This window comes from Antribacter soli, assembly GCF_021568775.1.
Classification (GTDB): domain Bacteria; phylum Actinomycetota; class Actinomycetes; order Actinomycetales; family Cellulomonadaceae; genus Antribacter; species Antribacter soli.
This window is the reverse complement of record NZ_JAKGSG010000027.1, coordinates 1-12,648: the sequence shown is the minus strand read 5'-3', so window position 1 is coordinate 12,648 and position 12,648 is coordinate 1. Positions and strand designations below refer to the sequence as shown.

Sequence of the window (12,648 nt, the reverse complement as noted above, 5' to 3'; positions counted from 1 at the left end):
ATGCTGGGAACATGACCGAGCCGTCCCCCATCACCGCGCCGACGGGGATCGCCGCGATCGAGGCGAGCACTTCCGCGCCCGAGCGCACCGAACCCGAGGTGCTGATCATCACCGGCATGTCCGGAGCCGGGCGCTCGCGGGCCGCAGCGGTCGTCGAGGACCTCGACTGGTACGTCGTGGACAACCTCCCGCCGATGATGCTCGTGCCGCTCGTCGACCTCATGACGAAGGGCTCGTCGGTCGAGCGCATCGCGGCGGTCGTCGACGTGCGCGGTCGCCAGTTCTTCGCGGAGCTGGACAAGGTGCTGGCGCACATGTCCGACGCCGGGGTGTACTACCGGATCCTCTACCTCGACGCGAGCGACGAGGCCCTGGTGCGGCGCTTCGAGCAGGTGCGGCGCCCCCACCCGCTGCAGGGCGAGGGCCGCATCCTCGACGGGATCGCGGCGGAGCGCGTCCTGACGAAGAGCCTCGCCGAGCGGGCGGACATCGTGATCGACACGTCCGACCTGTCGGTGCACGACCTGGCCAGGAAGATCCGCGGTGCGCTGGCCCACGACAACCACGACGCCCTGCGCATCAACATCGTGTCCTTCGGCTTCAAGTACGGGCTGCCCCTGGACGCCGACCACGTGGTGGACGTACGGTTCCTGGCCAACCCGTACTGGATCACGGAGCTGCGGCACCTGACCGGGCGCGACGCCCCGGTGCGCGACTACGTGCTCGCCAGACCGGGCGCCATCGAGTTCGCGGACCGCTACGTCGCCGCGCTGGAGCCGGTCCTGGCCGGCTACGCCGACGAGGAGAAGCGGTACGTCACGATCGCCGTGGGCTGCACCGGTGGCAAGCACCGGTCGGTCGCGATGGCGGACACCGTGGCCGAGCGGCTCCGCGCCGCGGGCCACCGGGTGACGGTGACGGCCCGCGACCTGGGCCGCGAGTGAGAGGGGATCGCGTGACGCCTCACACGCCGGGTGCGCGCCCGGAGTGGAGCAGGAACCCTGCGGTGGTCGCGCTCGGCGGGGGGCACGGCCTCTCCGCGAGCCTGTCGGCGCTGCGCCTGATGTCTGACCGCCTGACGGCGGTCGTGACGGTGGCCGACGACGGCGGTTCGTCCGGGCGGCTGCGCGACGAGCTCGACGTCCTGCCGCCGGGCGACCTGCGGATGGCGCTCGCGGCGCTGTGTGACGACTCGGAGTGGGGTCGCACCTGGAGCGCGCTGCTGCAGCACCGGTTCTCGTCGTCGGGCGACCTGGACCACCACGCGATGGGCAACCTGCTCATCGTGGCGCTGTGGGAGCTCCTGGGCGACACGGTGGAGGGCCTGGACTGGGTGGGCCGGCTGCTGGGCGCGCGCGGGCGTGTGCTGCCCATGTCGTCGGTGCCGCTGGTCGTCGAGGCGGACGTGCGCCGGGGGCCGCACGAAGCGCCGCTGGAGACGATCGTGGGGCAGAGCCGGGTGGCCCTGACGGACGGCCGTATCGAGCAGCTCCGGCTGGTCCCGGCGGACCCGCCGGCGTGCGACGAAGCGGTGCAGGCGGTGCTCGACGCGGACTGGGTGGTCCTTGGCCCCGGGTCCTGGTACTCGTCGGTGCTGGTGCACCTGCTCGTGCCCGAGCTGGCCCACGCGCTGCACGCGACCACGGCGCGGCGCTGCGTCACGCTGAACCTGTCGGCGGACACGGGGGAGACGGCGGGCCTGACGGCGATCGACCACCTGGAGGCGCTGCACAAGCACGCGCCCGGGCTGCGGGTGGACGCCGTGCTCGCCGACCCGTCCGCCGTCGAGGATGTGGCGGGGCTGGCCGACGCCGCGGCGTCGATGGGCGCGCGGCTGCTGATGCGGCAGGTGCGGCGCGGCGACGGGACCGCCCGGCACGACGCGCTGCGGCTGGCAGCGGCGTACCGGGACGTGTTCGACGGCGTGCTGGGCGACGTCTGAGCCGGAGGTGCAGTGCAGGGTGGGTCCGCAGCGGAGCTGCGGATCCCGCCCGGAGCGGAACCGCAGGTTCAGACGTGAGAGAGCGACGTCTGAGCCGGAGGTGCAGTGCAGGGTGGGTCCGCAGCGGAGCAAGGATCCCGCCCGGAGCGGAACCGCAGGTTCAGACGTGAGAAAGCGATGTCTGGACCGCAGGCTCGGACGTCCGTGGGCATCGTCTGAGCAGGAGATACGGAGTCATCCAGACCGCCCCGGCGTGTCGCGCGGTGGACATCCCGGGCCGTGCCTGGAGCCATCATGGCGTGTCGCGACCGACACGCCGGGACATTTCCCCCTGTGTTCCGCGATTCCACCCCGTCGTACCCCTTGTGTTGGTGGCAGGATGACCGCATGGCGCTCACGGGACAGGTCAAGGAGGAGCTCGCACGGGTGAAGGTGGCCCGGACCTCGTGCCGCAAGGCAGAGGTCTCGGCCACGCTGCGGTTCTCCGGCGGCCTGCACATCATCTCCGGACGCGTGGTCATCGAGGCGGAGCTCGACACCGAGTCCGCCGCCGCGCGGCTGCGGCACGCGATCCACGATCTGTACGGGCACACGAGCGAGCTGATCGTGGTGCAGGCCGGCGGCCTGCGCAAGACGAGCCGGTACGTGGTCCGCGTGGTGCGCGAGGGCGAGTCGCTGGCGCGCCAGACCGGCCTGCTCGACGCGCGCGGCCGTCCGGTCCGTGGCCTGGCGCCCGAGGTGGTCTCGGCCGGCGTCCCGGAGGCTGAGGCCGTCTGGCGGGGCGCCTTCCTGGCGCACGGCTCGCTCACGGAGCCCGGCCGCTCCATGGCGCTCGAGGTCACGAGCCCGGGCCCGGAGGCGGCCCTCGCGCTCGTCGGGGCGGCCCGCCGCCTGGGAGTCCCGGCGAAGTCGCGGGAGGTCCGCGGCGTGGACCGCGTCGTGATCCGCGACGGCGACTCGATCGCCACGATGCTCCAGCGGATCGGCGCGACGGAGACGCTGGCGGTCTGGGAGGAGCGCCGGGCCCGGCGCGAGGTCCGCGGCACGGCGAACCGTCTCGCGAACTTCGACGACGCGAACCTGCGCCGCTCGGCCCGCGCCGCCGTCGCGGCCGGCGCACGTGTGCAGCGGGCGTTCGAGATCCTCGGCGAGGAGCTGCCGGACCACCTGCGGCAGGCGGGCGAGCTCCGCCTCGCGCACAAGCAGGCGTCGCTCGAGGAGCTGGGCCGCCTGGCGGACCCGCAGCTGTCCAAGGACGCCGTCGCGGGCCGCATCCGGCGCCTGCTGTCGACCGCGGACAAGCGGGCGGCGGAGCTTGGAATTCCCGATACAGAGGCCGGTTTGAGTCCTGATCTGCTCGACCTGTGAGACACCTGCCCGATGGTCGGTCTGCGGTCAGGTTCCGGGCGGATCCGGGTATAGGCTCGTAATCGTCAGGTGACGACGGTGTGACCTCCACGTTTCCCACCTGGGTCGCCGTCGAGGTCCACTGAGCGGATCATCGAGACGGCGGTGCCCCGCGCGCCGCAGGCCAGGAAACGAACCGTGTGCGTCGGGTGACCGGCGCGCCCTGAGGAGGGCATTGTGACCATCCGCGTCGGTATCAACGGCTTCGGCCGAATCGGACGGAACTTCTACCGCGCCATCGTGGAGTCGGGTGCGGACATCGAGGTCGTCGGCGTGAACGACCTGACGGACAACAAGACGCTGGCGCACCTGCTGAAGTACGACACCGTCCTGGGCCGCTTCCCGCTGACCGTCGACTACGACGACGAGAACATCGTCGTGGACGGCAAGAAGATCCGCGCCCTGGCGGAGCGCGACCCCGCGAACCTCCCTTGGGGCGAGCTGGGTGCGGACATCGTCATCGAGTCGACCGGCTTCTTCACGGACGCGTCGAAGGCGAAGGCCCACATCGAGGCCGGCGCCAAGAAGGTCATCATCTCCGCTCCGGCGAAGAACGAGGACGCCACCTTCGTGATGGGCGTCAACAACGAGCAGTACGACCCGGCCGCGCACAACATCATCTCGAACGCGTCGTGCACCACGAACTGCCTCGCCCCGCTGGCGAAGGCGCTGAACGACTCGATCGGCATCGAGCGTGGCCTCATGACGACGATCCACGCCTACACCGGCGACCAGAACCTGCAGGACGGGCCGCACGGGGACCTGCGTCGCGCCCGTGCTGCCGCGCTGAACATCGTCCCCACCTCGACGGGTGCCGCCAAGGCCGTGTCGCTGGTGCTGCCCGAGCTCAAGGGCAAGCTGGACGGCTTCGCGCTGCGCGTCCCGGTCATCACCGGCTCCGCCACGGACCTCACGTTCGAGGCTTCGCGCGAGGTGACGGTCGACGAGGTCAACGCAGCGATCAAGGCTGCCTCCGAGGGCGTGCTCAAGGGTGTCCTCGAGTACGTGGACGACGAGATCGTGTCCTCGGACATCGTCACGAACCCGCACCAGAGCATCTTCGACTCGCGCCTCACCAAGGTGATCGGCAACCAGGTCAAGGTCATCTCCTGGTACGACAACGAGTGGGGCTACTCGAACAGCCTCGTCGCGCTGACGGTCTTCGTCGGCGAGAAGCTCTGACGAGCTCCTAGCCGCACAGCCATGCGTCCGCGTGCGCACCGCCGTCCCCCAGCCGGGCACGGTGCGCACGCGGACGTTCCCGTGTCCTGACCGCCCTCCGGAGTAGCCATGAAGACCATCGACTCGCTCGGCGACCTGCGCGGCAAGCGCGTGCTCGTCCGCTCCGACTTCAACGTCCCGCTCGACGGGACGACGATCACAGACGACGGCCGCATCCGCGCCGCCCTGCCGACGCTGACGCGGCTGACCGACGCCGGCGCCCGCGTCGTCGTCACGGCCCACCTCGGCCGCCCCAAGGGCGAGCCGGACGCGAAGTACTCGCTCGCGCCCGTCGCGGCCCGCCTGGGCGAGCTGCTCGGCCACGACGTGGCCCTCGCGGAGGACGTCGTCGGCCCGTCCGCACAGAAGACGGTCGCCGGCCTCGAGGACGGCCAGGTCGCCCTCCTGGAGAACGTGCGGTTCGACGCCCGCGAGACCTCGAAGGTCGACGCCGAGCGGGAGGAGCTCGCTGCCGAGCTCGCCGCCCTGGCGGACGCGTTCGTGTCCGACGGCTTCGGCGTCGTGCACCGTAAGCAGGCCTCGGTGTACGACGTCGCGAAGATCCTGCCGTCCGCGGCGGGCGACCTCGTGCTCAAGGAGGTCGAGTCCCTGTCGCGCGCGACGGTGGACCCGGAGCGCCCCTACGCCGTCGTGCTGGGTGGCTCGAAGGTCTCCGACAAGCTCGGCGTCATCGCGAACCTGCTGACGAAGGCCGACCGCCTGCTCATCGGCGGCGGCATGCTCTTCACCTTCCTCAAGGCCCAGGGCCACCCGGTGGGCTCCTCGCTGCTCGAGGAGGACCAGGTGGACACCGTCCGCGGCTACCTGGAGACGGCCGCCGCGAACGGCGTCGAGATCGTCCTGCCGGTCGACATCGTCGCCGCCGACTCCTTCGCCGCCGACGCCCCCCACCAGACCGTCCCCGCGGACTCGATCCCGGACGGCACGATGGGCCTCGACATCGGCCCCGAGTCCGGCGCCCTGTTCGCGAGCAAGCTCGCCGACGCCCGCACCATCGCCTGGAACGGCCCCATGGGCGTGTTCGAGTTCGAGGCGTTCGCCGCCGGCACGAAGACCGTGGCGCAGGGCATCATCGACGCGACCTCGGCGGGCGCGTTCTCGATCGTCGGCGGCGGCGACTCCGCCGCCGCTGTGCGCCTCCTCGGCTTCGACGAGGCCGCATTCAGCCACATCTCCACGGGCGGCGGCGCGAGCCTCGAGCTGCTCGAGGGCAAGGAGCTGCCGGGCATCGCCGTCCTCACCGACTGAGCCCAGAGTGCAGTGCAGGGTGGGGGCCGAGGAACGAGGCACCCGCCCGCAGCGAAACGCCGGGCTCAGTCGGAGCAGAGTCATCGACTGACGACCCGGCTGACTGAGAGGAACTCATGGCAACGACCCGCACGCCCCTGATGGCGGGCAACTGGAAGATGAACCTGGACCACCAGCAGGCGATCAGCACGGTCCAGAAGCTGGCCTGGACCCTGAAGGACGCCAAGCACGACTACGCCGCCGTCGAGGTGGCCGTGCTCCCGCCGTTCACGGACCTGCGCTCGGTGCAGACCCTCGTGGACGCGGACAAGCTGGAGATCGAGTACGGCGCGCAGGACGTGTCGAAGCACGCGAGCGGCGCGTACACGGGGGAGATCTCCGCGCAGATGCTCGCCAAGCTCGGCGTCACCTACGTGACGATCGGCCACTCGGAGCGCCGTGAGTACCACGGCGAGTCCGACACGCTGGTCAACGAGAAGGTCCAGGCCGCGTTCGCGCAGGGCGTCGTGCCGATCTTGTGCGTCGGCGAGGGCCTGGACGTCCGCAAGGCGGGCGACCAGGTCGCCTACTCGCTGGCGCAGGTCGAGGCCGCGCTGGCCGGGGTGACGGCCGAGCAGGTCGCGAAGATCGTCATCGCCTACGAGCCCGTGTGGGCCATCGGCACGGGCGAGGTCGCGACGCCGGAGGACGCCCAGGAGGTCTGCGGGGCGATCCGCGGCAAGCTGGCCGAGCTGTACGACGAGTCCGTCGCGGCCGCGGTGCGCGTGCTGTACGGCGGCTCCGTGAAGTCGGGCAACGTGGCGTCGATCATGGCGCAGCCCGACGTCGACGGCGCCCTCGTGGGCGGCGCGAGCCTCGACCCCGAGGAGTTCGCGAGGATCGTGCGATACCAGGCTCACGTCGTCGCGTGAGACCAGAGCGCTGCGCAGGGTGAGGGCCGAGCTTGCGAGGCACTCGCCCGGAGCGGAGCGCCGGTCTCACGCGAACGAAGACCTGGCGTGAGACCAGAGCGCTGCGCAGGGTGAGGGCCGAGCTTGCGAGGCGCTCGCCCGGAGCGGAGCGCCGGTCTCGCACGACCGTGCGGCAACGCGCCTGAGGTACCCTCTCTGAGGCGTCGAACCGCAGCGGGCGAGGCTCCTACCTGGGGTTTCGCCCGCTGCGGCATCTCTCGCCTACTCTTGACCCGATCCGCCGCCGGAGTGACCTCCGGCACATCTACACCGAGGACGTGAACCGTGGACGCGCTCCGCATCATCCTGCAGGTCCTGCTGGTGCTGACCAGCGGCTTCCTGACCCTGCTCATCCTGCTCCACAAGGGCAAGGGTGGCGGCCTGTCCGACATGTTCGGTGGCGGCATCTCGATGGGCGCCGGCTCGTCCGGCGTGGCCGAGCGAAACCTGAACCGCATCACGATCGCCTTCGCGCTCGTCTGGACGGTGGTGATCGTGCTGCTCGGGCTGATCCAGAAGGTGAGCTGACGCCGGACCGGCGCTGCTCAGGGGCCAGACCTCACGGAGGGGACGAGGAACGTGGCATCAGGCGGTCATGCGATTCGAGGGAGCCGGGTAGGCGCCGGCCCTCTCGGGGAGACGGAGCGTGGCGAGGCAGCCCCTCGCGTGCGGGTCTCCTACTGGTGCGCCAACGGGCACGAGACTGCACCGAGCTTCTCGGTGGGCGAGGACGTCGAGGCACCGGAGCAGTGGGACTGCCCACGCTGCGGCTTCCCCGCCGGCCAGGACCGGGCACGTCCGCCCTCCCCGGTGCGCAACGAGCCGTACAAGACGCACCTGGCGTACGTGAAGGAGCGGCGATCGGACGCGGACGGCGCGGCTCTCCTGGAGGAAGCGCTGGAGGCCTTGCGGGTGCGTCGCGGAGGCGTGCCGCGCTAGCCGTGGCGCAGCCGAAGTAGAACAAGACGCGGGAGGCTCCGGGCAGATCGCCCGGAGCCTCCCGCGTCTCGTTCTACATCCGGCAGGTTCTACCTCGGCGCGGCGGCGCTCGTGTCCAGCAGCCACAGCGTGCGCTCGGTCCCGACGGCGCCCGCGGCCGGGACGTCCGTGACGTCGCCGCCCGCGATCGCTGCCGCTGCCTGGGCGGCCTTCTCCGAGCCTGCGGCGACGACCCACACCTCGCGGGCAGCCCGCAGCGCGCCGAACGTGAGCGACACACGCTCGGGCGGCGGCTTGGGGGAGCCGTGAACACCCACTGTCGCGCCGGCCGCCTCCAGGGCGTCGTGACCCGGGAACAAGGACGCGACGTGGCCGTCCGGCCCCATGCCGAGCAGCAGGACGTCGAAGGCGGGCACGAGCACGGGCGAGCCGACGGCCGCCCTCCCGGCGTCGGCCACCGTGGCGTCAGGCGCCGTGGCGAAGCCGGCCAGCTCGGCCGCGTAGGCCTCGGCCGCCGCCTCGGGCGAGGGAGCCGACGACGGACCCGCGATCGCGTGCACGTTCTCCTCCGGCAGCCCGTGCGAGGCGACGAGCGCGTCGACGAGCGCCGCACGGGCCTGCGTCTCGTTGCGGTCGGGGTCGCCGTCCGGGAGGAATCGCTCGTCGCCCCACCACAGGTGCACGCCCGACCAGTCGACCGCGGTGAGCAGCGGGCTGGCGGCCGCTGCGGCGAGCGTGCGGATCCCGACCGTGCCACCGGTGAGCACCACGTGCACGGGGGAGCGGACCGACTGTACGTCGAGGACCCGCAGCAGGAGCCGGGCCGCGGTCGCCTCGGCGAGGACGACCGCGTCCGGGTGCACGACGACCTGGCGGGTCACGCCGCGCCTCCGCTGCGCTCCGCTGCGGCCGAGTGCCTCGCAAGCTCGGCCCTCGACCTTCGCTGCGCTACGCGTTCGTCGCGGGTCACGCCGCGCCTCCGCTGCGCTCCGCTGCGGCCGAGTGCCTCGCAAGCTCGGCCCTCGACCTTCGCTGCGCTACGCGTTCGTCGCGGGTCACGCCGCGCCTCCGCTGCGCTGCGCTCGTTCGTCGCGGGTCACGCGACCGACTCCACCTGCGGCAGGCCCTTGACCAGGACCTCCTCGTAGATCTCGTCCGGGTCGAGCCGGCGCAGCTCCTCGACCAATGCCTCGCTGAGGGAGCGGATCGGCAGGGCGATGCGGCGGTCAGGCTTGCCGGGCTGCGAGATCGTGACGATGCGGCCGTCGGGCCGGTCGAGCACGATGGGGCCGCTCTTGCGCTCGAGCACGACCTTGGTGATGGCTTCCGCGCCCGGTACCCGCACGACCTTCGCGGGGCAGCGCAGGCGCGCGGTGAGCCACGCGGCGAGGAGGTCGAGCGACGTGTGCCCGGCCTCGCCCTCGACGCGCACGGCGGTGACCGGCTCGTACGGCGGCTGCTCGACGGCGGCCGCGAGGAGTGCCCGCCACAGCGTGTCGCGCGCCCAGGCGAGGTCGGTGTCGCCCGGCGCGTACGTGCCACCCAGCGTGCGGAGCATCTTGACCGGGTCCTGGGCGACCTTCGAGTCCGTGATCCGGCGGGTCGCCATAGCACCCACCGGGTCCTTCGAGGGCGCGTCGGGCGCCTCGCGCGGCCACCAGACCACGATCGGGGCGTCCGGCAGGAGCAGCGGCATGACGAGCGTGTCGGTGCGCACCAGGAGCGGGCCGGAGGCGCGCAGCACGATCACCTCGGACGCGCCGGCGTCGCCGCCCACGCGGATCTGGGCGTCGAGGCGCGCCTCCGCGTCGGCGCCCGCCGGGGCCACGACGATCACCCGGCAGGGGTGCTCGCGGCTGGCGTCGTTCGCCGCCTCGACGGCGGTCTCGACGTCGCGCTCGTCGCAGAGGACCACCAGCGTCAGGACGCGGCCCAGGGCGACGGCGCCGCCCTCGTCGCGCAGGCGCACCAGCCGCTTGTTCACGGCGTTGGTCGTGGTGTCCGGCATGTCGATGATCATCGGAAGTCTCTCTCGATTCGGTCCGTGTCGCGGGACGAGCCTCGGGGCCTCACGGCCGACGCCAGGTCCGGCCGTCGCGGGCCATCATCGCGTCGGCCGACGGCGGTCCCCAGGTGCCGGACGCGTACGGCTCCGGCTGACCCTGCTTGGCCCAGAACGCCGTGATCGGGTCGAGGATCTCCCAGGAGAGCTCGACCTCCTCCCGGGTCGGGAACAGCGGCGGGTCGCCGAGGAGCACGTCGAGGATCAGGCGCTCGTAGGCCTCGGGCGACGACTCGGTGAACGAGTGGCCGTAGCCGAAGTCCATCGTCACGTCGCGCACCTGCATGGCCGTGCCGGGGACCTTCGCGCCGAAGCGGAGCGTCACGCCCTCGTCCGGCTGCACGCGGATCACGAGAGCGTTGTTGCCCAGCTCGGACGTCAGCGACGACTCGAACGGAAGGTGCGGCGCCTTCTTGAAGACCACGGCCACCTCGGTGACGCGGCGGCCCAGGCGCTTGCCGGTGCGCAGGTAGAAGGGCACCCCCGCCCAGCGGCGGTTGTCGATGTCCAGGCGCACGGCGGCGAACGTCTCGGTGGTGGACTCGGGGTTGAACCCCTCCTCCTCGAGGAACCCGACGACGCGCTCGCCGCCCTGCCACGACGCCGCGTACTGACCGCGCGCCGTGTGCTTGGCGAGGTCGCGGGGCAGGCGCACCGACGACAGGACCTTGATCTTCTCGGCCCGCAGCTCGGGCGCGTCGAAGGTGCGCGGTTCCTCCATCGCCACAAGGGCGAGGAGCTGCAGCAGGTGGTTCTGGATGACGTCGCGCGCCGCCCCGATGCCGTCGTAGTAGCCGGCCCGACCGCCGATGCCGATGTCCTCGGCCATTGTGATCTGGACGTGGTCCACGTAGTTCGCGTTCCACAGCGGCTCGAAGAGCTGGTTCGCGAAGCGCACGGCCAGGAGGTTCTGGACCGTCTCCTTGCCCAGGTAGTGGTCGATGCGGAACACCGACTCGGGCGGGAAGACCTCGGACACGACGGCGTCGAGCTCGCGCGCGCTCGCCAGGTCGTGGCCGAACGGCTTCTCGATCACCACGCGGCGCCAGGCGTCCGCCTCGGAGCGCGCCAGGCCCGACTTCGCGAGCTGACCGACCACCAGCGGGAACGCCGCCGGCGGCACCGAGAGGTAGAAGGCGTGGTTGCCGCCCGTCCCGCGCTCGGCGTCGAGCTTCTCGACCGTCTCGCGCAGCGTCTCGAACGCCGCCTCGTCGTCGAACGAGCCCTGCACGAACCGGATGCCCTCGGCGAGCTGGCGCCAGGTGGCCTCCCGGAACGGGGTGCGGGCGTGCTCCTTCACCGCGTCGTGCACGACCTGCGCGAAGTCCTGGTCCGCCCAGTCGCGGCGGGCGAAGCCCGTCAGCGCGAACCCGGGCGGCAGGAGGCCGCGGTTGGCCAGGTCGTACACGGCCGGCATGAGCTTCTTGCGGGACAGGTCACCCGTCACCCCGAAGATGACCAGACCCGACGGCCCCGCGATGCGGGGCAGGCGCAGGTCCAGCGGGTCGCGCAGGGGGTTGTGCTCGGCAGTGATCTTCGCCGGTCTCACAGGTCCACCGTTCTCTCAGTCGTCGTCAGACGCCGGTCACTCGCCGGCCGCGTCGAGGCCGGCCTTGGTGGTGGTGAGCAGCTCGTCCCAGCTCACCTCGAACTTGTTCACACCCTCGTCCTCGAGCTGCGCGGTCACTTCGTCCATCGAGACCCCCACGGCCTCCAGGGCGGCGATCGTCGCGGCGGCCGCCTCGGCGGTGCCGGTGACGGTGTCGCCCAGGACGATCCCGTGGTCCGCGAACGCGTCGAGCGTGGCCTCGGGCATCGTGTTGACCACGCCCCGGACGACGAGCTCGTCCACGTACATGGTGTCCCGGTACTCCGGGTTCTTCACGCCGGTGGACGCCCACAGCGGGCGCTGCGGCTGCGCGCCGGCGGCGGCCAGGGCGGCCCAGCGCGCGGTGCTGTCGGCGGAGAAGATGTCTTCGTACGCCGCGTAGGCGAGGCGGGCGTTGGCGATGGCCGCCTGGCCGCGCAGCGCGAGGGCCTCGTCGGTGCCGAGCGCCGTCAGGCGCTTGTCCACCTCGGAGTCCACGCGGGAGACGAAGAACGACGCGACGGAGCCGATCGGCGCGAGGTCGTGCCCGGCCTCCTTCGCCTGCTCCAGGCCGGACAGGAACGCGTCCATGACGGCCTTGTACCGGTCGATCGAGAAGATGAGCGTCACGTTCACGCTGATGCCCGCGGCGAGCGTGCGGGTGATCGCGGGCAGGCCCTCGACCGTGGCGGGGATCTTGATCATGACGTTCGGGCGGCCGACCGTCTCCCAGAGGCGAACCGCGGTGGCGGCCGTCGCCTCGGTGTCGCGCGCGAGGCGCGGGTCCACCTCGATGGACACGCGGCCGTCGACCGCGCTCGTGGCGTCGTGGACGGGGCGCAGCACGTCGGCCGCGGCGCGCACGTCGTCCGTGGTGATCCGCTCCACGGCGGCCTCCACGTCGGTGCCGGCGAGCTCGGACAGGGCGCCTGCGTAGGCGTCGCCGTGCGTGAGGGCCGCGGCGAAGATCGTGGGGTTGGTGGTGACACCCACGACGTCCTTCTCGGCGATCAGCGCCGCGAGGTTGCCGCTCCGCAGGCGCTCGCGGGAGAGGTCGTCGAGCCAGATGGAGACGCCCGCCTCGGAGAGGCGCTCGGTGGGGCGGGGGGTGCTGTCGGTCATGATGCTCTTCTCTCGTGCTCGACCGGTGGCGTCCACCGGATCTCGACCAGATGTAGCGGGGGGGCCCCCCCCCGCGGGGGGCCCGCCGGGGGGGGGGGGGGGCGGGGGGCCCCGCCCCCGCGGCGGAGGGGGGGGGGGGGGCGCCCGG

The 12,648-nt window shown here is 72.1% G+C and carries 12 protein-coding genes; 8 read left to right on the top strand and 4 right to left on the bottom strand.

Annotated features, from left to right (window positions below; all coding sequences use genetic code 11):
* Positions 1-11 precede the first annotated feature (11 nt).
* The 8 genes from rapZ to L1785_RS09320 all read left to right on the top strand — a co-directional run bounded on the left by rapZ (position 12) and on the right by L1785_RS09320 (position 7,728).
* Positions 12-944: an RNase adapter RapZ gene (rapZ, locus tag L1785_RS09355; RefSeq protein ID WP_236088989.1), complete on the top strand. Its 933-nt coding sequence runs from the start codon at positions 12-14 to the stop codon at positions 942-944.
* Between the two features lie 11 nt (positions 945-955).
* Positions 956-1,942: a gluconeogenesis factor YvcK family protein gene (locus tag L1785_RS09350; RefSeq protein WP_236088988.1), complete on the top strand. Its 987-nt coding sequence runs from the start codon at positions 956-958 to the stop codon at positions 1,940-1,942.
* Between the two features lie 387 nt (positions 1,943-2,329).
* Positions 2,330-3,310: a DNA-binding protein WhiA gene (gene whiA, locus L1785_RS09345; protein ID WP_236088987.1), complete on the top strand. Its 981-nt coding sequence runs from the start codon at positions 2,330-2,332 to the stop codon at positions 3,308-3,310.
* A gap of 216 nt (positions 3,311-3,526) precedes the next feature.
* Entirely contained in the window at positions 3,527-4,531 is a 1,005-nt protein-coding gene (gene gap / locus L1785_RS09340; protein ID WP_236088986.1) for a type I glyceraldehyde-3-phosphate dehydrogenase, read from the top strand.
* 108 nt (positions 4,532-4,639) lie between these two features.
* Positions 4,640-5,839 carry a phosphoglycerate kinase gene (locus L1785_RS09335; RefSeq protein ID WP_236088985.1) on the top strand — a complete coding sequence of 400 codons (1,200 nt, stop codon included), beginning with the start codon at positions 4,640-4,642 and terminating at the stop codon, positions 5,837-5,839.
* A gap of 116 nt (positions 5,840-5,955) precedes the next feature.
* Complete coding sequence (gene tpiA, locus L1785_RS09330; RefSeq protein ID WP_236088984.1) at positions 5,956-6,750, top strand: triose-phosphate isomerase; 795 nt, start codon at positions 5,956-5,958, stop codon at positions 6,748-6,750.
* A gap of 324 nt (positions 6,751-7,074) precedes the next feature.
* Positions 7,075-7,317, top strand: coding sequence for a preprotein translocase subunit SecG (gene secG / locus L1785_RS09325; RefSeq protein WP_236088983.1), 243 nt, complete (start codon positions 7,075-7,077; stop codon positions 7,315-7,317).
* Positions 7,318-7,368: 51 nt separating this feature from the next.
* The gene (locus L1785_RS09320; RefSeq protein WP_236088982.1) at positions 7,369-7,728 is read left to right on the top strand and encodes an RNA polymerase-binding protein RbpA; all 360 of its coding nucleotides are present in this window, start codon (positions 7,369-7,371) and stop codon (positions 7,726-7,728) included.
* An 89-nt stretch (positions 7,729-7,817) separates the two neighbouring features.
* Here the strand turns inward: L1785_RS09320 and pgl are convergent, their stop codons facing one another.
* From pgl to tal, 4 genes are all read right to left on the bottom strand, one after another.
* On the bottom strand, positions 7,818-8,609 hold the full coding sequence (gene pgl / locus L1785_RS09315; protein ID WP_236088981.1) for a 6-phosphogluconolactonase: 792 nt from the start codon (positions 8,607-8,609) through the stop codon (positions 7,818-7,820).
* Between the two features lie 215 nt (positions 8,610-8,824).
* Positions 8,825-9,748 carry a glucose-6-phosphate dehydrogenase assembly protein OpcA gene (gene opcA / locus L1785_RS09310; RefSeq protein ID WP_236088980.1) on the bottom strand — a complete coding sequence of 308 codons (924 nt, stop codon included), beginning with the start codon at positions 9,746-9,748 and terminating at the stop codon, positions 8,825-8,827.
* 49 nt (positions 9,749-9,797) lie between these two features.
* Positions 9,798-11,339 carry a glucose-6-phosphate dehydrogenase gene (zwf, locus tag L1785_RS09305; protein WP_236088979.1) on the bottom strand — a complete coding sequence of 514 codons (1,542 nt, stop codon included), beginning with the start codon at positions 11,337-11,339 and terminating at the stop codon, positions 9,798-9,800.
* Positions 11,340-11,375: 36 nt separating this feature from the next.
* Positions 11,376-12,500 (bottom strand): transaldolase, encoded by a 1,125-nt coding sequence (gene tal / locus L1785_RS09300; RefSeq protein ID WP_236088978.1) that lies wholly within the window; start codon positions 12,498-12,500, stop codon positions 11,376-11,378.
* Positions 12,501-12,648: the final 148 nt, after the last annotated feature.